The 21,722-nt window shown below is 34.6% G+C and carries 20 protein-coding genes; 2 read left to right on the top strand and 18 right to left on the bottom strand.

Annotated elements, in window-relative coordinates:
* Positions 1–239 precede the first annotated feature (239 nt).
* Positions 240–836 carry a FimB/Mfa2 family fimbrial subunit gene (locus H603_RS0106540; RefSeq protein WP_026707825.1) on the top strand — a complete coding sequence of 199 codons (597 nt, stop codon included), beginning with the start codon at positions 240–242 and terminating at the stop codon, positions 834–836.
* 85 nt (positions 837–921) lie between these two features.
* Here H603_RS0106540 and H603_RS0106535 read toward each other — a convergent pair whose 3' ends face one another.
* The 17 genes from H603_RS0106535 to aspS form a co-directional block, all read right to left on the bottom strand.
* A complete protein-coding gene (locus H603_RS0106535; RefSeq protein ID WP_026707824.1) occupies positions 922–1,641 on the bottom strand; it encodes a DsbA family oxidoreductase in 720 nt (239 codons plus the stop codon).
* 320 nt (positions 1,642–1,961) lie between these two features.
* Positions 1,962–3,332: an NADH-quinone oxidoreductase subunit N gene (locus H603_RS0106530; RefSeq protein ID WP_026707823.1), complete on the bottom strand. Its 1,371-nt coding sequence runs from the start codon at positions 3,330–3,332 to the stop codon at positions 1,962–1,964.
* A 13-nt stretch (positions 3,333–3,345) separates the two neighbouring features.
* Complete coding sequence (locus H603_RS0106525; RefSeq protein WP_026707822.1) at positions 3,346–4,788, bottom strand: complex I subunit 4 family protein; 1,443 nt, start codon at positions 4,786–4,788, stop codon at positions 3,346–3,348.
* Between the two features lie 9 nt (positions 4,789–4,797).
* Positions 4,798–6,681: an NADH-quinone oxidoreductase subunit L gene (gene nuoL, locus H603_RS0106520; RefSeq protein ID WP_026707821.1), complete on the bottom strand. Its 1,884-nt coding sequence runs from the start codon at positions 6,679–6,681 to the stop codon at positions 4,798–4,800.
* 6 nt (positions 6,682–6,687) lie between these two features.
* Complete coding sequence (gene nuoK, locus H603_RS0106515) at positions 6,688–7,008, bottom strand: NADH-quinone oxidoreductase subunit NuoK (protein WP_026707820.1); 321 nt, start codon at positions 7,006–7,008, stop codon at positions 6,688–6,690.
* The gene (locus H603_RS0106510; protein WP_026707819.1) at positions 7,008–7,520 is read right to left on the bottom strand and encodes an NADH-quinone oxidoreductase subunit J family protein; all 513 of its coding nucleotides are present in this window, start codon (positions 7,518–7,520) and stop codon (positions 7,008–7,010) included. The genes nuoK and H603_RS0106510 overlap by 1 nt, the downstream gene beginning before the upstream one ends.
* Positions 7,520–8,065, bottom strand: a complete 546-nt coding sequence (locus H603_RS0106505; RefSeq protein WP_026707818.1) for a NuoI/complex I 23 kDa subunit family protein — start codon at positions 8,063–8,065, stop codon at positions 7,520–7,522. Before H603_RS0106505 ends, H603_RS0106510 begins: the two co-directional genes overlap by 1 nt.
* 153 nt (positions 8,066–8,218) lie before the next feature.
* Positions 8,219–9,271 carry an NADH-quinone oxidoreductase subunit NuoH gene (nuoH, locus tag H603_RS0106500; protein WP_026707817.1) on the bottom strand — a complete coding sequence of 351 codons (1,053 nt, stop codon included), beginning with the start codon at positions 9,269–9,271 and terminating at the stop codon, positions 8,219–8,221.
* Positions 9,272–9,274: 3 nt separating this feature from the next.
* Complete coding sequence (locus tag H603_RS0106495; protein WP_026707816.1) at positions 9,275–10,324, bottom strand: 2Fe-2S iron-sulfur cluster-binding protein; 1,050 nt, start codon at positions 10,322–10,324, stop codon at positions 9,275–9,277.
* Positions 10,325–10,417: 93 nt separating this feature from the next.
* Positions 10,418–11,785: an NADH-quinone oxidoreductase subunit NuoF gene (gene nuoF, locus H603_RS0106490; protein WP_026707815.1), complete on the bottom strand. Its 1,368-nt coding sequence runs from the start codon at positions 11,783–11,785 to the stop codon at positions 10,418–10,420.
* Between the two features lies 1 nt (position 11,786).
* Complete coding sequence (locus H603_RS0106485) at positions 11,787–12,317, bottom strand: NADH-quinone oxidoreductase subunit NuoE family protein (protein WP_026707814.1); 531 nt, start codon at positions 12,315–12,317, stop codon at positions 11,787–11,789.
* A 24-nt stretch (positions 12,318–12,341) separates the two neighbouring features.
* Positions 12,342–13,580, bottom strand: a complete 1,239-nt coding sequence (locus H603_RS0106480; RefSeq protein WP_026707813.1) for an NADH-quinone oxidoreductase subunit D — start codon at positions 13,578–13,580, stop codon at positions 12,342–12,344.
* A gap of 32 nt (positions 13,581–13,612) precedes the next feature.
* On the bottom strand, positions 13,613–14,134 hold the full coding sequence (locus H603_RS0106475; RefSeq protein WP_026707812.1) for an NADH-quinone oxidoreductase subunit C: 522 nt from the start codon (positions 14,132–14,134) through the stop codon (positions 13,613–13,615).
* A gap of 5 nt (positions 14,135–14,139) precedes the next feature.
* Positions 14,140–14,688 (bottom strand): NADH-quinone oxidoreductase subunit B, encoded by a 549-nt coding sequence (locus H603_RS0106470; protein WP_026707811.1) that lies wholly within the window; start codon positions 14,686–14,688, stop codon positions 14,140–14,142.
* Positions 14,689–14,763: 75 nt separating this feature from the next.
* Positions 14,764–15,129, bottom strand: coding sequence for an NADH-quinone oxidoreductase subunit A (locus tag H603_RS0106465; RefSeq protein ID WP_026707810.1), 366 nt, complete (start codon positions 15,127–15,129; stop codon positions 14,764–14,766).
* A 235-nt stretch (positions 15,130–15,364) separates the two neighbouring features.
* Positions 15,365–15,559 carry a cold-shock protein gene (locus H603_RS0106460; RefSeq protein ID WP_007137066.1) on the bottom strand — a complete coding sequence of 65 codons (195 nt, stop codon included), beginning with the start codon at positions 15,557–15,559 and terminating at the stop codon, positions 15,365–15,367.
* Positions 15,560–15,667: 108 nt separating this feature from the next.
* The gene (aspS, locus tag H603_RS0106455; protein WP_026707809.1) at positions 15,668–17,422 is read right to left on the bottom strand and encodes an aspartate--tRNA ligase; all 1,755 of its coding nucleotides are present in this window, start codon (positions 17,420–17,422) and stop codon (positions 15,668–15,670) included.
* 230 nt (positions 17,423–17,652) lie between these two features.
* Here aspS and H603_RS0106445 point away from each other — a divergent pair, with 230 nt between their 5' ends.
* Positions 17,653–18,000: a toxin-antitoxin system YwqK family antitoxin gene (locus H603_RS0106445; RefSeq protein WP_026707808.1), complete on the top strand. Its 348-nt coding sequence runs from the start codon at positions 17,653–17,655 to the stop codon at positions 17,998–18,000.
* A gap of 548 nt (positions 18,001–18,548) precedes the next feature.
* On the opposite strand, the gene H603_RS0106440 is transcribed toward H603_RS0106445, so the two are convergent.
* Positions 18,549–21,698 carry an efflux RND transporter permease subunit gene (locus tag H603_RS0106440; protein ID WP_026707807.1) on the bottom strand — a complete coding sequence of 1,050 codons (3,150 nt, stop codon included), beginning with the start codon at positions 21,696–21,698 and terminating at the stop codon, positions 18,549–18,551.
* Between the last annotated feature and the right edge of the window lie 24 nt (positions 21,699–21,722).

The following is a 21,722-nucleotide window of genomic DNA, read 5'->3' as shown; positions in this document are numbered from 1 at the left end:
ATACTTTTGCTCAATATTTATTGAATGCGTTAAAATAATAGCTTAAAAATGTGAATCTTCATTTTTTATTAACTTTGACAATTGTTATAACTTTGCGAATTATTCAATAAAACACCGCTTTATCGTTTTCGTAAAAGGTAAAATACTGTGTATTCATGAAAAATGTGCAGTATATTCAATGAAACTGTTGCTATAACTTTGTCATAGTTAAAAGGATTATAAATCTAAAAACTTAAATTATGAAAAAGATTTTAAAATTAACGGTAGTTTTAGTAGCACTATTATCTGCAGTAAATGTAAGTGCAATTGGGAATGATTTTTCTATTGACGTTAGAAAAGCAGAAGGGAAGACATTAAGCTTTGCGCTTCATGAATCAAATAAGGTAATATTGTCAATTTTTGACGCAGATCATAAAGTTATTCATAAAGAAATGGTGAATTCTAAAGGTAGCTTTTATAGAAAGTACGATTTGAACTCATTACCTTCTGGGAAGTATTATTTAGTAGCAGAATCTGATTTGAGATCTGCAACTTACGAAATTGCAGTATCGTCTAATAAGGCAGTGCTTAGCACAATGCCTGTAAGTGAAGTAGTAAAACCGGTTTTATATAAGGAAAATGGTGTTGTGAAATTGAATGTAGACAACAAGGCAAAAACTCCAGTAGCTGTTAGAATTTATGATGAAACTAACGAGTTGGTTTATTCAGAATCTTTCCTGAACATGGATAAAGTGGAGAAAGCGTTTGATATAAATGAGAGATCTTATGAGAACTATACTTTTATCGTATCTTACGATAACGATAAATTTATTGAAAAAATATTGTCAGCTAAGTAATAATGTATTTGTTTGTAATTAAAAACAGCTCTATGATTAGAGCTGTTTTTTTTTGTTTTAAATTTGAATATATGTTGACAATGTGTTAGTTGCAACCGTCAATACCACAGCTGTCTCCAGCTTCATTGTTAAGTATTGTTAATTTAGGATTAAAATCACCTTCTTCCCAAACTTTGTCTAGCGTTTGTACAAAAGTTTCTACATGTTGTGCTCCTGAAACTGCATATTTATTATCGAATACAAAAAAGGGTACACCTTGCACGCCTATATTCTGAGCCATTGTGATATCTGCTTTTACTTCATTAGCAAATTGATCAGATGATAATAAGGCTTCTAGTTCATCAGCTTTTAAACCAACGTGTAGTCCAAGTCTTTTTAAAGTTTCAGAATCATTAACATTTTCTCCATCAGTTAGATATGCTTTGAATAAAGTTTCTTCCATTGCGTCAGAAAGATTATTCTTTTTAGCTAAATGCAATAAACGATGTGCATTAAATGAATTAGCCATTATCGCTTTATCAAACCTGAAATCTAATCCGGCGCTTTTGGCGTTTTGAGTCATGCTATCCATCATCTCTTTTGCCCAAGATACATCCTTACGGTACTTTTCAGCTAAATGCTCAGCCATATCATCATTCTCAGATGCAACAAAGCTAGAATCAAGCTGAAAACTCTTCCATTCAATCTCTACGTTGTCTTTGTGTTTAAACTGTGCTAGTGCACCTTCAATTCTTCTTTTTCCTATGTAGCAATATGGGCACATAATATCTGACCATATTTGTATTTTAAGTTTATTTTCCATCATCTTTTAATTTTAGATTCGTATTCTAAAAGTTTGTATATACAAATTTACAAAAAAGGAATGAAAAGCTAAACTGTTTAAGTTTTTATTAGGAAGTAGTAGGTGTGGCGTTCACTATAAAATGAAAAATTATAGTCTTATTATTTATTTGATTTCGATTGAAGCAAATAATAATTCGAGTAAAAAAAATCGTTTCTTTTAATTAAGTTAGAAGGGCATATTTTAGGTTTAAGCCCTCGTTTATTGACTATTTATCTTTTCGATAATAAAAAACCCGTCAAAATTGCTTTCGGCGGGTTTGAATATAAGGGGAATGTTATTCGCTATGCTAATAAATCCAGTACCATTGAAGGGAACAAACCTAGTGCTATATTTAATACAATAGATACAACTGCAACAATATAAATTACTGCTGGAGTTGCTGTTCTAACTTCATTAGACTCCTTAGTGTACATAGCCAATATCAATTTGAAATAGTATCCTACACTTATGATTGAATTAACTACTGCTACGATAACTAGAGCAATGAATCCTGCTTGAATAGTTTGATTGAATAAAAATAATTTTGCAAAGAATCCAGAGAAAATAGGTATACCAGCCATCGATAATAATGCTGCTGTTAAAATTGCAGCTAATAGTGGATTTGTTTTTCCTAGACCGTGGAAATTAGTAATATCTTCGTTTTCATTGTTTTTACAAACATAGAGAATAACGCTAAAAGCGGCAATACCTGCAAGTGCGTAAGCTGATGTGTAGTATAATAAAGTTCCTGCTGCATTTGCTGTACTCACTAAAGTCATTAACATAAAACCTGCATGTGAAATTCCAGAGAAAGCCAACATACGTTTAACGTTTACCTGGCGAAGTGCCATGATGTTACCTACGGTCATTGAGGCCATTGATACAATAACGATCATCATTTGGAAATTACCTGATAGATCAGCATTCATTATAGTCACAAGCTTGTATAGCGTTGCGATAGCAACCACCTTAGCTAGTGTGCTCATCAATGCAGTTGTCAACGCAGGAGAACCTTCGTAAACGTCTGGAGCCCAAAAATGAAAAGGAACTGCAGCAATTTTAAATAACATACCAATAAACACCAATACAATTCCAATAGGGAACCAAACCGGTAATTCTGCTGAGCGTGATAATTCGCTAATTTCAGTAACATCAAAACTTCCCATCGCTCCGTAAATTAAACAAATTCCGAAAAGAATAATCCCTGATGCAAATGATCCCATCAAAAAGTATTTTAATCCTGCTTCGTTACTTTTAATACTCAAACGGTTGCTTGACGCCAAGATATAAAGTGCAATAGATAAAACTTCTATACCTAGAAAGTACATCGCTAAGTTCCCAAAAGATACCATAGCAACTGCTCCAGCTAGTAGAAAAATCTTTATCGCAATAAAATCTGAGATTTTAGATTGATTGTTTTGATAGAATTTGTGAGCTAATGTCACTAAGAAGATGGTAAGAATGATAAACAAGCCAGAGAAGGCTGCCGAAAATTTACTTACAATAATCATATTATTATAGTACGATTGTGGGTTAGCATAGTCAGTAATATCAAGACCAAGTATTGCTAGAAGTCCAATTATAGTAACTGGAATAATTGCTTTTCTTGCTTCGAAAATTTCAAATAAAAGGCATAAAACACCTAATCCTATTATAGCTATTAATGTATTCATTTTTTTTATTTGACTAGTTAATTCTATTAATTTGAGTAATGATATTTTCTAAACTTGGTGTGATTAGATCTGTAATTGGTTTTGGATACATCCCAAAAAAGAATAATACAGCTACGATAATTACTAATGTAGTAGCTTCGTTAAAAGTCACATCAGCAAATGGTTTTGCATTTGTCTCACCCAGCATTACGTGTTGGTACATTTTCAACATGTAATAAGCTCCTAAAATAATTGTTGTTCCACCTAATACAGCAAACCAAACATTAATTTGAGACAAGCTGTACAATACTGTAAATTCTCCAACGAAGTTAAATGTAGTAGGTAAAGCAACTGATGCTAAAACTAATATCATAAACAAAGAGGCAAATTTTACTGCTTGTGAACGTATTCCGCCCATCTCAGCAATTACTCTTGTTTCATATCTTCTGTAAATAATTTCAGAGGCAAAGAATAAACCTACTACTACAAATCCGTGAGCAATCATTTGAAGCACTGCTCCGCGTAATCCATCAATTGTAAGTGTGTAAGATCCTGCTGCAATTAACCCAACGTGAGCTAGAGAGGAGTAAGCTAGTAACTTTTTCAAGTCTCTTTGTCTTAATGCGACTATCGAACCGTAAATTACACCAGCAATTCCTAAACCTATAAAAATATACATGTACTCTTTTGCTGCCAAAGGCGCGATAGGCAATTGCCAACGGATCACACTGTATAATCCCATTTTTAACATGATACCTGATAAAAGCATTGTTCCCACTGTAGGTGCTTTTTGGTAAACATTTGCTTGCCATGTATGGAAAGGTATAATTGGGATTTTGATGGCATACGCCAAAAAGAATGCTAAGAATATCCACAATTGTTCTGATGCTGTTAAATTCAAGTTGTATAAGTCCTGAATTAAGAAGCTTCCTGCTTTTTGATACAAGTAAATAAAAGCAACTAACATGAACAATGAACCAGCAAGTGTGTAAATAAAGAATTTTACAACTGCTTTTTTACGTTCTTCAACATCACCATTACCCCAAATTAATGCAATAAAATAGATTGGGATTAATGCTAATTCCCAGAAGATATAATATAATAAACCATCTGCTGCAAGGAAGGTTCCGCACATTGCAAATGCCATGAATAAAATTAATGCGTAAAATGATTTTGCATTTTTATATTCATTCCCAAAAGAAGAATAAATAATAATTGGTGTTAATGCTGTTGTCAATAAAAGCATAGCAATTGCCAATCCATCAGCATTCAAAGCAAAGGAAACATTTGGCTGGTTAATCCATTGATTGATAAAATTAATGTTTTCACCAAGATTGTATTGATTCAACAATACAATAGAAAATCCTAAAGAGGCAATACTGAATAACAATGCGACCTTTGAAGCTAGTTTATCACCAGCTAAATAAGTTGCAAATGCGCCAACTAAAAGTATAATTAATATTAGAGATACATTCATAGTATAAAATTATTGAGCTAAAAATAAATAGGTTATTATGGTACAAAGACCTATTACAAAAACAAATAGGTAGAATCCAATACTTCCGCTTTGTAATTTCTTTCCTTGAAAAGCTAATTCGTTAGCGATTTTTTCTAAACCAAAAACTGCAGATGATAATGTAGTTTCTACATAATCTCTAAAGAATTTAGATAAGCCATTGATCGAATTTACAAACAGTACATTATAAAATTCGTCTACATAGTATTTGTTGTACAGCACTTTTGAAAAACCTGTTATTTCAGCATCTTCTACTGGTACTTGATTTTGCTTAATATATTTCGAGTAGGCTACTCCTATACCTACAAGCCCTGCAATTACTGCGATGGCCATTAAAGCGTATTCTGTAGTTCCAAAATGATGTGCCTCATGTACTTCTTTCGAAAACAACGGAGATAAATAGCCATTTAGCCAGCTATTTGTTGGTAAGCTAATTAGTCCTCCCACAGTAGCTAGTATTGCTAAAACAATTAAAGGAAACGTAATTAGTGACGGACTCTCATGTAAGTGGCTTTTTTGTTCTGCTGTTCCTCTAAATTCTTTAAAGAATGTAAGGTATAATAAACGGAACATATAAAAAGCAGTCAGTAAAGACGCTAGAGATGCAATAAACCACAATACTTTATTGTGCTCAAAGGCCACCATTAAGATTTCGTCTTTCGAGAAAAATCCTGAAAAAGGAGGGATTCCTGAGATTGCTAATGATGATAATAGGAATGTGATAAATGTGATTCCCATAACTTTTTTCAATCCACCCATTTTGCGCATGTCTTGTTCGCCATGCAATGCGTGTATCACTGATCCAGAACCTAAGAACAAACAAGCTTTGAAGAATGCGTGTGTGATTACGTGAAAAACTGCTACTTCATAAGCACCCAGTCCTAATGCTAAAAACATTAATCCTAATTGTGATACGGTAGAGTAGGCAAGTACTTTCTTAATATCTGTTTGAACCAAGGCGATTGTTGCAGCTACAAGTGAAGTTACTGCCCCCACAATGGCAATGATGTTCTGAACATCTGGAGCTAAATCAAATACATAATTTAATCTTGTGATCATGAAAATACCTGCAGTTACCATGGTTGCTGCGTGTATCAATGCAGATACTGGTGTAGGTCCTGCCATCGCATCTGGTAACCAAGTGTACAAAGGTATTTGTGCTGATTTACCACAAGCTCCTATGAATAAAGCAAAAGCCGCAATCGAGATCCAATATAAATCTAAATTAGTTGCTCCCGTAATTGCTGTTTTTAAAGTAGCATAGTCAAGAGTTGAAAATAAAGATCCTATGATGAAAATACCAATTAACAAACCTAAATCCCCAATACGGTTCATGATGAATGCTTTCTTAGCAGCATCGTTAAAATCTTGGTTTTTATGCCAGAATCCAATAAGCAAGTAAGAGCAAAGTCCTACACCTTCCCAACCAATGAATAAAACTAGTAAGTTGCTACCTATTACAAGAGTAATCATGAAAAAGACAAACAAGTTCAAGTAAGCAAAAAACTTATGCATGTTCTCGTCATCATGCATATAGCTGATAGAGTATACATGTATTAAAGAACCTATTCCAGTTACAAAAAGTAACCAAAGAACTGATAATTGATCTAATAGAAAACCAAAGTCGACCTTGAAATTACTAATTTGGATCCAATCGAATAACTGAATTTGAATAGGTGTTTTCGAAACAGATATTTGTCCAAAAAAGTATAAAGTAACAGCAAAAGATAAGGCAACAGTTAAAGTTCCAATAACTCCTGAAGCTGTTTTTCCGATACTTTTTCCGAAGAAGATATTAAATAGAAACCCTAAAAAAGGAGCTAATAATAAGAGTAAAGCTAAATTTGTATTCATTATCTATTATCCTTTTAAGTTTTTTAAATTATTGATATCAATCGAACCTAAATTTCTAAATATCGATACCAGTATCGCTAGGCCTACAGCAACCTCTGCGGCTGCAACCGCCATCGAGAAAAAGACAAATACTTGTCCTTGTGCATCTTGATGGTAAGTAGAGAATGCCACAAATAAAAGATTGACAGCATTCAACATGATTTCGATTGACATAAATACAATAATTGCATTACGTCTGTATAAAACTCCAAATACCCCAATACTAAAAAGTATCACAGAAAGGAAGATGTAGTTCTCGATTCCTATTTCGTTTAAAATATTGTTCATTATTTTTCTGTTTTTTCTTTTTTAGACAATAGAACGGTACCTATCATTGCTACTAATAATAATATAGATGCAAATTCAAACGGAACCATGTATTCATTCAAAAGTACTTTTCCTAATACTTTAATCGATTGGTAATCTTCTCCAGTTGTGATATATTCTCCAACGATTGGTTTAGAATTAATGAAAACCAAGATTAAAACCACGCAAATTAATCCAAAAGAAACAATTGCTCCTAAACGAGTAATTCTAGGTTTGTGAACTTCGTTCTCCTTATTCAAGTTCATTAACATGATGGTGAATAAAAACAAAATCATGATAGCTCCTGAGTATACAATTACGTGAACAATGGCAAGAAACTGAGAGTTTAGTAATAGGTAATGACCTGCAATCGAAAAGAAACAAATTACAAGATACAGTGCACTGTGAATTGGGTTTCTACTAAAAATTGCCAAGAAGGCTGTTGCCAAAGTAATAGCAGCTAGAACACAAAATATAATTAGTATTGTTGACATTAATTAGCGTTTTTAAGTTGTGCATTTTGCATTGCGATATCTAAAGGCATAACCAATCTATCTTTTCCAAAAATAAAATCTTCTCTTTCATAACTAGAAGGAACTAATACTTTAGAAGTGGTCAAGTAAATTGCATCTTTGGGACAAGCCTCTTCACACAATCCACAAAAGATGCAACGCAACATGTTGATCTCATATATTGAAGCATATTTTTCTTCTCTATATAAATGTTTTTCATCAGGTTTACGTTCTTCCGCCTTCATGGTGATGGCCTCAGCAGGACATGATAAAGCACACAATCCACAAGCAGTACAATTCTCTCTTCCCTGCTCATCACGCTTTAATTGATGTTGACCACGGTAAACGGGACTCATCTCACGAACTTGTTCAGGATATTGAATCGTTACTTTTCTAGTAAATAAATGCTTTATTGTAATCATCAAACCCTTGACAATTGCAATAAGATACATGCGCTCAAAAAAGGTCATCTCTTTATTAGAGACTACTTTTTTTCTTCCTGATAAGGATATGGTTTCTATTGACATTTTATTATTTTTATTTGAAGCTGAATCCTGCTATTCGTTGCAATCTTTTATTTTTTTGTAAAAAATAAAAGGATTTCCACTGCTATCAGGGCTAGGCTCTTCTTTAATAAATTATATTTTCGTTCCTAATTTCCCTCTCGGGTGTAAGGAGTCTTAAAATCCTAAATAAACTGCTATTTCAGCTCTCAAAATTACAATTCCTGTAATGATAATATTGATAATCGACAACGGAATCAATATTCTCCATCCCAAATGCATCAATTGATCGTATCTAAATCTTGGGATTGTCCATCTTACCCACATATAAAAGAAGATAAAGAAACATATTTTTGCAAATAGCACTGCAATTCCAATTACGTTAGCGATGTTCACTCCCCAGTTTTCCACAGCCCAAGCCATTCCTGGATAGTTGTAAGCTCCAAAGAACAGTACAGCAAGAATAGTAGCAGAGATAAACATGTTTGCGTATTCAGCAAATAAATAGAATCCCATTTTCATAGAAGAGTACTCTGTGTGGTATCCTCCAATAAGTTCTGTTTCACATTCTGCCAAGTCAAATGGTGTTCTGTTTGTTTCTGCAAAAGCACAAATCAAGAAAATCAGAAAAGAAAGTGGTTGGTAAAAAACGTTCCAATGCATTCCTGGTTGTTGCGCTGAAATCTCTCTTAAACTTAAAGTTCCTGTCATCATCAATAAGGCAATTATTGATAATCCCATAGCTACTTCATATGACACCATTTGTGACGCAGCACGTATCGCACCAATCAATGAGAATTTATTATTAGATGCCCATCCACCAATCATGATTCCGTAAACACCTACTGATATTACTCCAAAAACGTATAATAAAGCGACATCTATGTCTGTAGCTTGAAGTATAATGTCTCTTCCAAACAGGTGAAAACGATCTCCCCAAGGAATTACTGCACTTGTCATTAAAGCAGTACTCATAGCAACTGCAGGCCCTACAAAGAACAAGAATCGGTTAGGAGTATCTGGTTCAAATTCTTCTTTAGAGAATAATTTTAAACCATCGGCAAGTGGTTGTAGTAAACCTCCTTTACCAGCTCTATTGGGTCCAATTCGATCTTGTAACCAAGCAGCAACTTTACGCTCAGCAAGCGTAGAGTACATTGCCATAAGCATCGTAATTGCAAAAACAACTAAGATGATGATACTTTTTTCTATTATAATTGTACTATCCATTTTCTAAAGATTACCTTTTTTAAAAATTTCTTCCTGCTCTTTATCCAATGGGATAGCTGGCATACTTATTTTTTTACGGTCTTGCTCTCTACCTTTTAGAATTCCTTCTTCGGTTGCGATGTGAACAGTATCTAATTTTTGTGTGTAGTTGTTTTGATTGATAACCGAATCTTTATCAAATTCTCTTGGTCCTTCAATAACCCAGTCAGATGGATCCTTATGCTCAAAACGACAAGAATTACAGATGAACTCTTCTACTTCATGGTACACGTCTTTACGACCTGTAACCCTTTGAATTTCGTCTCCAAACATCCATACAGTTGTTTTACCACAACACCCTGGAGTAGTACATTCTCTGTGTGCATTGTACGGTTTGTTGAACCAAACTCTTGATTTAAATCTAAAAGTTTTATCAGTTAAAGCACCTACAGGGCATACGTCAATCATATTTCCAGAAAACTCATTATCTATTGCTTTAGAGATACATGTAGAAATGTTAGCGTGATCTCCTCTATCCATCACTCCATGTACACGGTTGTCTGTCAGTTGATCTGCAACTTGTACACATCTTTGACATAAAATACAACGGTTCATGTGCAATTGAATATTCGGACCAATATCTTCTGGTTCAAATGTTCTTTTTTCCTCAATAAAACGTGTTTTTGATTTTCCGTGTTCAAAACTTAAATCCTGCAAATCGCATTCTCCAGCTTGATCACATACAGGACAGTCTAATGGGTGGTTAATCAATAAAAACTCAGTAACCGATTGACGTGCTTCACGCACACGGTCTGATTGTTTACTGTTCACTTCCATTCCGTCCATACAACCCGTTACGCACGAAGCCATTAATTTTGGCATCGGTCTTGGGTCGGCATCACTACCTTTTGCTACTTCAACTAAACAACAACGGCATTTTCCACCGCTTCCTTTTAGTTTTGAGTAATAACACATTGCTGGAGGAACTGATTCTCCACCAATCATACGTGCTGCTTGCAAGATGGTTGTTCCTGCTTCAACTTCAATTTCTTGACCGTCTATTGTTACTTTCATTTCTTACTATTGTTTTTTTAGTTTAAAGTTTAAAGTTGCAGTCCCGATAATTACCGGTATTGAAACTAAAAAAACTTGAAACTTGAAACTATTTTAAACTGTTTGTTTTGTTACTAAATGCTTAACTTGAGCAAATGGTTCTTCAACAAAGTGATTTCTATTTTTGATTTTTTCAGGGAAGCGAACATGGTATTCAAATTCATCTCTAAAATGACGAATAGCTGCTGCTACGGGCCATGAAGCTGCGTCTCCAAGAGGGCAAATCGTGTTTCCTTCAATTTTACTTTGAATACTCCATAGTAAATCGATATCTTCTTCACGTCCTTGACCGTTTTCGATTCTCCATAAAACTTTCTCTAACCATCCAGTACCTTCACGGCAAGGAGTACATTGACCACAACTTTCATGGTGGTAAAAGCGAGAAAAATTCCATGTGTTTCTAACGATGCAAGAAGTGTCATTGTAAACAATAAATCCACCTGAACCTAACATTGATCCTGTTGCAAAACCACCATCGCTTAAAGACTCATATGTCATTAAACGATCTTCACCGTTTGCCGTTTTATAAATCAAATCGGCTGGTAAAATTGGCACTGATGATCCTCCAGGTACTAATGCTTTCAAAGGTCTGTCAGAACTCATTCCGCCAAGATACTCGTCAGAATTCATGAATTCGTAAACAGATAATCCCAATTCGATTTCATAAACACCAGGGTTTTTCACATGTCCTGAAGCAGAAATTAATTTGGTTCCCGTAGATCTTCCTATTCCTATTGCGGCATACTCATCACCAGAATTATTAACAATCCATGGCACCGAAGCGATAGTTTCAACATTGTTTACCACAGTTGGATTAGCCCACAATCCAGAAACTGCTGGAAATGGTGGCTTGATACGAGGATTCCCTCTTTTTCCTTCTAGTGATTCAATCAATGCAGTCTCTTCACCACAAATGTAAGCACCAGCACCGCAGTGAACATAAAGTTCTAAGTCGTAACCTGTACCTAATATATTTTTTCCTAACCAACCTGCAGCTTTAGCCTCCGCAATGGCTTTTTCTAATATTTTATAAACCCACATATATTCTCCACGAATGTAGATATAAGATAGGTTTGCACCCAAAGCAAAACTAGAAGTAATCATCCCTTCGATCAATAAATGAGGAATAAATTCCATCAAATAACGGTCTTTGAAAGTTCCTGGTTCTGATTCATCTGCGTTGCAAACTAAATGTCTAGGTTTTCCTGATTTTTTATCAATAAAACTCCATTTCATTCCTGCAGGGAAACCAGCACCACCACGACCACGAAGGCCTGATTTTTTTACTTCTTCAACAACTTCGTCAGGAGTCATTGCTTTCATAGCTTTCTCTACAGAGGCATATCCGCCTTCTTTACGGTATACTTCGTAGGTTTTGATTCCTGGTACGTTTATTTTATCTAATAATATTTTTCTTGACATCTTATTTATCGTGTAATATTATTTTATTATCTCTACAATCAGTGATTAATTGATCAATCTTATCTTCAGTAAGGTGTTCTTTGTAAAAATCACCCAATTGCATCATCGGAGCATATCCGCAAGCACCTAGACATTCTACACCACGTACTTCAAATAGTCCGTCTGCAGTTGTTTCACCTACTTTTACACCTAATTTTTCACAAGTGTAATCCATTAGATCTTCGGTTCCTTTTAAACAACAAGGAGATGTTTGACAGAATTCAAACATATATTTCCCAACAGGTTTTGTATTATACATGGTATAAAAAGTAACCACTTCGTATACTTCAACAGGTAAAATATGAAGAATTTCAGCCACCTTATCCATTAGCTCATAACTCAACCAGTTTTCATGGGCGTCTTGAACCTCGTGCAATACAGGTAATAATGCTGATTTTCTTTTATCTTCGGGATAATGACTAATTAACTCATTGATGCGTGACATCAAAGTTTCAGTCATATTTATTTCTTGTTTGTAATGTGTTCTTTCCATTTTTTTTTTCTGAATCTGAAATCTTTATGCGTCTAATTCTCCTGCAATAACATTTAAACTTGATAAGATAACTATCGCATCAGATAATAATGCACCTTTTATCATTTCAGGGTATGCTTGATAATAAATAAAACACGGTCTTCTAAAGTGCAATCTATATGGTGTACGGCTTCCATCGGTCACTAAATAGAATCCTAATTCTCCGTTACCACCTTCAACAGGATGGTAGATCTCTGCAACTGGAACAGGAACTTCTCCCATAACAATTTTAAAGTGATAGATTAAAGACTCCATGTTTGTATAAACATCTTCTTTTGGAGGAAGGTAGTAGTCAGGAACTTCTGCATGGTAGTCATTACCGGCTGGCATTTTCTCTAATGCTTGGCGAATAATGCTTAAACTTTCCCAAACTTCGGCATTACGAACGCAAAAACGATCGTAAGTATCTCCCGATTTTCCTACAGGAACTATAAAATCAAAATCTTCGTACGAACTGTAAGGTTGTGCAACACGTACATCATAATCTACACCTGCAGCACGTAAGTTAGGGCCTGTAAATCCATAAGACATGGCTTGCTCAGCCGTAATTGCTCCTACATTAACGGTTCTATCGATGAAAATTCTATTTCTTTCGAATAAGTTTTCAAATTCTTTCCAAGCTGCTGGAAATTCTTCTAAGAAAACGTCTAGCTTTCTAAAAGCTTCTGGAGACCAGTCTCTTTCAAAGCCACCTATACGTCCCATATTTGTTGTTAAACGAGCACCACAAATTTCTTCATAGATTTCGTAAACTTTCTCTCTAAACTGAAATACATAAAGAAAACCAGTATACGCTCCCGTATCTACTCCTAAGATGGAGTTACAAATAATATGATCGGTAATTCTTGCCAATTCCATTACAATTACTCTTAAATACTGCGCACGTTTAGGTACTTCAATATTTAATAATTTTTCTAATGTCATCCACCATCCCATATTGTTGATAGGAGAGGAGCAATAATTCATACGGTCAGTAAGAGGCGTAATTTGGTAAAACGGACGGTTTTCGGCAATTTTTTCAAAAGCACGGTGTATGTAACCAATAGTTGGTTCAGCTTCTAAAATTCGCTCCCCATCCATTAATAAGATATTTTGAAAAATACCGTGTGTAGCAGGGTGAGTAGGACCTAAATTTAAGATTGAAAGTTCGCTTCCATCTTCATTTAGCTTCTCTTTGATTATTCTAGCATAACGATGCTCTGGTGGTAATAATAGTTCTGACATTTATAGAATGTGAAAAATTATATATTGAGTTTTTAGCAATTGTCTACTGTTCTTCCAAAGAAACGATCGTCTTTATCTGTACGTCCGCCATCCTCTAGAGGAAATTCTTTTCGCATTGGAAAAGAAATCATTTCGTCCATATTCAAAATTCGCTTTAATTGAGGGTGACCAATGAAATTTACACCGTAAAAATCATAAGTTTCTCTCTCCATCCAGTTTGAACTCAAGAATATTTTTGATATTGATTTTATCTCTGGTTTATCCCCATTGATAAATGCTTTTATTTTAATTCGTTTGTTGTCATACCAATTGTGAATGTGGTAAACAATTGCAAACTGTCTGTCGACTGTGTTTTTTGGATAGTGTACGCCACATAAATCGGTTAAGAAATGAAAACGCAAAGCAGGATCATTTTTTAAGAACAAGATGACAGCAGTATTTACATCTGCAGTAATCTCTAGAGTAAAGATGTCTCTATCTTGATGAAAATTAGATACAGCTTCTCCAAATGTTGCTGTTAATTTTTCTTGAATATCGTTATTTTCTACAGCCATCTCAATTATTTGATATTGTATGAAGCAAGTAACTCTTGGTATTCAGGAGAACTTCTTCTTCTTACAGATTCTGTTTTTACTAATTCTTGTAATTTCATTACACCATCAACAATTTGCTCTGGTCTTGGTGGGCATCCTGGTACGTAAACATCAACCGGGATTACTTTGTCAATTCCTTGCAATACAGAGTACGTATCAAAGATACCTCCTGAGGAAGCACAAGCTCCAACAGCGATTACCCAACGTGGCTCTGACATTTGTTCGTACACTTGGCGTAAAATAGGGGCCATCTTTTTAGAGATAGTTCCCATCACCATTAACATATCTGCTTGACGAGGAGAAAAACTCACACGCTCAGAACCAAATCGTGCTAAATCGTAATGAGATGCCATTGTTGCCATAAATTCAATCCCGCAACAAGAAGTTGCAAACGGTAGTGGCCACAATGAATTTGCTCTAGCTAAACCTACAACATCATTAAGCTTTGTTGCGAAGAATCCTTCTCCAACAACGCCATCTGGTGCGGCAACCATATTTGTATTTGAATTACTCATTTTCTTTAATTTTGAATTGTAAGCTTTAAATTTTGGCTTTTAGCCAAATCTAAAATTGATACTATGCGGTAGTTGTTATTCCCACTCCAATGCTTTTTTCTTGATGATGTAGAAAAACCCCACCAAAAGGAGCATCATGAAAATTACCATTTTAACCATTCCTTCCATTCCTAACTCTTTAAAGTTGATCGCCCAAGGATATAAAAAAATCACCTCTACATCAAATAGAACAAATAAGATGGCAACAAGAAAGTATTTTACAGAGAAAGGGATACGCGCGTTACCAACAGATTCGATACCGCACTCAAAGTTTCTATCTTTGGTTTCTGACTTTCTTTTTGGACCTAATTTTCCAGAAACAATAATTGTTCCCACAACAAATCCTACAGCTAACAAACACTGCATTAAAATTGGGATGTAACTTAATTGATCAGATTGCATAATTAATGATTTTTGTGCTAAAATAAGCAACAAAGATAGGTTTCAAGGAATTAAAACACAAGCCAAAACTTTAATTAAGTGGGTGTCGAAATCCTATAATGTTGTAATTTTTAACGATTATAAATAACTGTTTTAATTTTCATTTTAAAGCGTCTAAATTTTCAGTTTGAACCAAAAAAAAACGTTTCGAATTAAATCGAAACGCTTTGACATTCGTTGGCAAAAAATATTTTGCTTAGATAACTGCTACTTTCGCAGCAACTTTCCCTTTTCTTCCTTCTTCTTCTTCATAGCTAACTCTGTCACCTTCGCGTAATTCTTCCGCGTTGATTCCTGAAGCGTGAACAAAAATGTCTTTTCCTGTTTCTTCGTCTGTAATGAATCCGTAACCTTTAGACTCATTGAAAAATTTAACTGTACCTGTACGCATTGTAATAGTAATAATAATTTATAATAAGGCAAATGTAAGATTTAATATCATACGAATGCTATTATTGTGAATTTTTTTATAAAAATAATTGATTTTCAGCGTTTTCGCTTATTTATTTATGTTTAAATCAATGTGTAGTTCTTTTAATTGTACTGCATCAATAGCAGAGGGAGCATCAATCATTACATCTCTTCCTGAATTATTTTTCGGAAAAGCAATAAAATCTCTAATAGTTTCTTGCCCACCTAATATCGCTACTAATCTATCTAATCCAAAAGCTAAACCTCCATGTGGTGGTGCCCCAAACTGGAATGCATCCATTAAGAATCCAAATTGTGCTTTGGCTTCATCTTCTGTAAACCCTAAATATTTAAACATTAACTGTTGTGTTGCTTTATCGTGAATACGAATCGATCCTCCTCCAATTTCGTTTCCATTTAAGACCATATCATAAGCATTTGCTCTTACTTTTCCAGGTTCGCTATCAAGTAAGTGCATGTCTTCTGGTTTAGGAGATGTAAATGGATGGTGCATTGCGTGGTAACGACCAGACTCCTCATCAAATTCTAGTAGAGGGAAGTCTACTACCCATAGTGGTGCAAATTCAGCTGGATTTCTCAATCCTAGACGTGTTGCTAATTCCATTCTTAATGCACTTAATTGTGCTCTCGTTTTATCAGCTGGTCCAGAAAGTACAAAGATCATATCTCCTGGTTTCGCTCCAGTTACTTTTGCCCAATTGGCTAAGTCATCTTGATCGTAAAATTTATCAACGGATGATTTGAATGTTCCGTCCTCGTTGCATTTAGCATACACCATTCCTGATGCGCCTACTTGCGGACGTTTTACCCATTCGATCAAAGCATCGATTTCTTTACGTGTGTAGTTTCCTGCTCCTGGAACTGCAATTCCCACAACTAATTCAGCTGCATTAAATACTGGGAATTCTTTGTGTTGTGCAAATTCATTTAATTCTCCAAACTCCATCCCAAAACGGATGTCTGGTTTGTCGTTTCCGTAGGTTTTCATAGCATGCTCATAGGTCATACGTGGAAATTTATCTACCTCAACTCCTTTTATTTCTTTTAGTAGATGACGTGTCAGTCCTTCAAAAATATTCAAAATATCTTCTTGTTCTACAAATGCCATTTCGCAATCGATTTGTGTGAATTCTGGTTGTCTGTCTGCACGTAAATCTTCATCACGGAAACACTTCACGATTTGGAAATATTTGTCCATTCCACCTACCATCAATAATTGTTTGAAAGTTTGTGGTGATTGTGGTAGTGCATAAAATTGTCCTTCATTCATTCGAGAAGGAACCACAAAATCTCTAGCTCCCTCAGGCGTAGATTTGATTAAGTACGGTGTTTCTACTTCACAGAAATCCAAATCAGATAAGTATTTACGAACCTCCATCGCTACTTTATGACGAAAGAGTAAGCTGTTTTTTACAGGATTACGTCTAATGTCTAGGTAACGGTATTTCATTCGAATATCTTCTCCACCATCAGTTTCATCTTCGATAGTAAATGGAGGAGTCAATGCTGCGTTCAAGATAGTTAGTTCAGTAACTAAAATTTCGATTTCACCTGTTGCAATATTTTTATTTTTTGCTTCACGTTCTATAACGGTTCCCTTTACTTGAATTACAAATTCGCGGCCTAATGTTTTTGCTTGTTCGAATACCGTTTTATCTGTACGACCTTCATCAAATATTAATTGTGTGATACCATAACGGTCTCTTAAATCGACCCAATTCATAAATCCTTTATCACGTGATTTTTGAACCCATCCAGCTAAAGTTACTTCGGTGTTGATGTGTGAGGCATTAAGTTCGCCACAATTATGACTTCTATACATTATTTACTATTTTAGATTGTTCCATCCTTTCGCAGATGATCTTGGCTGCAAATTTAGGACTATTTATGAACAATGAATTGTCTGTGATGTTTTTTTTAATACTTAATTGTTTTTCAAATTCTTTTTCCAATGTTAAGTTTTCATTCAATGTTATTAAATTGTTACCAAATTGTTTTTTAATTGTAAATACCTTCTTATATTTGTGTAGATAACAATTAAAACCTTAAAAGATGAAGAAGTATATAATGATTGCAGCAGTTTTAATTTCAAGTGTAGTAATGGCACAAAACAAACAACCGAAATTAGAAGCAATAGGAAACTTAGTAAAAGCGACATATTTATATGATAATGGGCAAGTACAACAAGAGGGTTTCTATGAAAATGGAAAATTACAAGGAACTTGGGTCTCTTTTGATATGAACGGAAATAAAACAGCTACAGCTGAGTATGACAAAGGCGAAAAAGTTGGAAAATGGATGTTTTACAACAACCTAGCTGTAAACGAAGTAGTTTATGCAGATAATAGAGTTGCATCAGTTAAAAACTCTAAAAAAGACAACTTGGTTAATATTGATTAATTAAAACCAAAGAATTCATAATAGAGCTCTCATTTATATGAGGGCTTTTTTTATACCTCATATTCTTTTTAAATATTTTTTATAACACTATAAATCTAACTCCAAGATCAATCTAAACATTTAGATATTCATTCATAATTGATGACAAAATTTAAGAGCAAAGTCAATCAAAAATGACACAGCAAAATCACATTCTTAATTATACTTTCTAAAACTAGTAATATTTAGGATTGAAATCAGAATAGTTTAGTACCAATTTATTTAATGAAAAAAGTGGAAACATTTTTACAGATTGTATTTAGGTAAAAAAAATTGGCATACGGAAAATTGATGTAGAGGCACAGCTTGTAAATGTGTTTGTCAGCAATACTTGTAGGATGGTCAGTGTAGATGATTATGGTATTGTTACTACTGATTTTAATTTGAGACCAAAATAGCTGTTGCTTAAAGTTCGTTCTTCACTTTAATACTTTCGCGACTAGATATAAAGAAACCCGTTCGATTAAGAACGGGTTTCTTTGTTTGATATATCTAATACTGTAATTGAATTAATGTTCGTTCAATTCCTTATGTTCGTAGTCAGCGACCATTTCGGCTTCATAATCTACTTTTTCGCCTTTACTAAATTTAGCGATTATTTTCTCCATGATTTCATAGATCACCGGAACAACAATTAAGGTTAAGAATAATGAACTTATCAATCCTCCAATAATAACCCAAGCAAGTCCATTTTTCCATTCAGCTCCAGCTCCAGATGCTAATGCAATTGGGAACATACCAAAAACCATGGCAATGGTAGTCATCAAAATAGGTCTTAAACGAGCATGATTTGCTTGAATAAGTGCATCTCTAATGCTTTCACCTGCCGCTCGTCGTTGGTTAGTGTAATCGACTAACATAATCGCATTTTTACAAACTAAACCAATCAACATGATAATACCTAATATGGTAAAGATGTTCAAGGTATTGTTAGTCAATGCTAATGCTAATAATGCTCCAATAAATGATAGTGGTATTGCAAATAGAACGACAAACGGGTGTGCAAAACTATCATATAAACCTACCATAATAAGGTACACTAAAATAATTGCCGCTAGTAAAGCGATTCCTAAAGTTCCAAAACCTTCACTTTGATTCTCTTGATCCCCACCCCAAATGTAATTTACACCTGTAGGTTTTTCAAGTTTATCTAATTTTTCTTGCCATTGCGTTACAATAGTTCCAGAAGCAACACCCACGTTTTGACCTTGTACTGTTACAGATGCTGTTTTGTCTCTACGCTCTAATTGGCTAGGTCCAGATCCTTCAGTAATTGTAGCAAATTGAGATAGCTTAATTTGCTGTCCCATATTATTAATGAAGATTAAATTACTTACATCATTTATATTCTTTCTATTGAAGGCATTGTACTTGATATTAATGTCGTACTCATATTCACCTGCTCTAAATTTTCCATCTGTATTTCCACTATAAGCAGTTTGCATTGTCAAACCAACTGTTTGAAGTGTCAATCCTAGCGCGGCCATTTTATCACGATCAACTTGAACGTTAATTTCTGGATTTCCATCCTCTACTGTTAATTTAATTTCAGTAGTTCCGGGGATAGTGCGTAATTCAGCTTCAGCCATTTTTGCAAATTTCATTGCACTTTCTACAGATGGACCAGTTACAATTAGTCCCAATGTAGCATTTTCTGCCGTTCCTAAAATACCTACGGGTACTGTCTTAACTTTAGCCCCAATAAGTACCTTTTCTAATTGACGTTTGATTTTTGCAGCATAAACAGATGCAGCGTCAGAACGCTCACTTTGATCAATCATTTTAACATTGATTTCGGCTTTGTATGCTGTTGCTTGTGATGCACCTAAACCTTCAGATGTTTGCCCTACTATAGTAATCTGGCTAAAAACGTATTCTTCTTTACTTAAAAACTTTTCTGCTTTTTGAGTCATGAAGTTCGTTTGTTCTAAGGAAGCGTCTTTTGGCATTTCGATTTGAACTAAAAACTCACCACTATCAGATGCTGCAAAAAACTCACCTCCTATAAATCCGGCAGGTATAAGTGCTATTGAGCTAAAGAAAACTAGCAATACTATAGCTAATGTTGTTTTATAATGATCCAGTGACCACGTCAATAATCTTGATATCCAGTTAATGAATCGAGTAAGGTAACTTTCGAAGCCTAAGATAACTTTACCAAAAAGGTTGTCCCCTTTGATGTGCTCTAATTTTCCAAAACGAGAAGACAACCAAGGGATAATTGTAAATGAAGCCAACAAAGAAAGCAATGTTGATATAATAACTGTAACACAAAACTGCGTAATAATATTTGATACTAATCCTGAACTCATAGCAATAGGTAAAAACACTACTACAATTACTAAGGTAATTGAAGTTACTGTACCACCAATTTCTGCAGTTCCTTCATAGGCTGCACGGACACGGTTTTTTCCCATTTCCATGTGCCTGTAAATATTTTCTAATACTACAATGGCATCATCGACCAGAATACCCACCACGAGTGAAAGTCCTAATAAACTCATTAAGTTTAGCGTGTATCCCAATAAATAAATACCGATGAAAGTGGCAATTAATGATGCAGGTATTGAAACCATTACAATTAATGAGTTACGAATACTGTGCAAGAAAAATAACATTACAAGTGCCACTAAAACAACTGCAATAAGTAAATCGTGTAGTACAGAATCTGCTGCTTCAAGCGTATAAACAGTACTGTCCTTTGCGATGTCTAATTGTAAAGAATTTGTCTTATAATCTGTTTCTAGTAGTTGAATACTTTTTACAAGTTCTTCACTTACTGCTACAGCATTCGCGTCAGATTGTTTAATTATTTGCAAAATGATGGCGCTCTGCTGATCGACTCTCGAAATTTTCTCTGCAACTTTTTGGTCATCTTGAACATCTGCGATGTCTTTTAATCTTATTTCGATTCCACCTTTTGAAGAAATAACTAAATCTCTTAATTCTTGAACGCTTTTGTACTTACCGGCAAGACGAATCAATATTTTTTGATCACGTGTTTGAATGTTTCCGGTAGGGAAATCCAAGTTAGATGTTAGAATCATTTGCTGTACTTCAGGAATTGAAAGGTTGTAACCTTGCATGCGATTGGCATCAAGATTTACCTGAATCTCACGTTCCTGACCACCAATTATATCTACCTGAGCAACACCTTCTACACGAGATAAAACAGGAGCAATCTTTTTATCGATCAAGTCATAAAAGGCGGCTTCATCCATTTTTCCTTTTGCACCAATGGTCATAATTGGTAAATCGCTTAAAGAGAATTTAGTTAACGAAGGAGTTTCGGCATCATCCGGTAAATCACTCAGTAACTGGTTGATTTTTCTTTGTGCATCATTCATCGAAACGTCAATTTTTGCATTTGATGTCAAGGTTATGGATACAATAGATAAGCTCTCGTATGACTTTGAATCAATTTTTTTGATATTTTCAAGAGAGGCAATTCCGTCTTCTATTTTTTTAGTAACCGTGTTTTCGATCTCACTCGGAGAAGCTCCTGGATAAATGGTCGAAATTGTAATTACATTTTGCTCAAATTTCGGAATCAATTCATAGCCTAATTGACTATAACTGAACAGTCCTCCAAGAGTCAAAATTGTAAAAAGTACAATAATTAAGGACGGTCGTTTAATGGATATTTCTGCTAATTTCATATGTTTTTCTTTTGTTTAATCGCT

Source organism: Flavobacterium frigidarium DSM 17623 (genome assembly GCF_000425505.1).
Classification (GTDB): Bacteria; Bacteroidota; Bacteroidia; order Flavobacteriales; family Flavobacteriaceae; genus Flavobacterium; species Flavobacterium frigidarium.
This window is presented reverse-complemented; position numbering and strand designations above follow the sequence as displayed.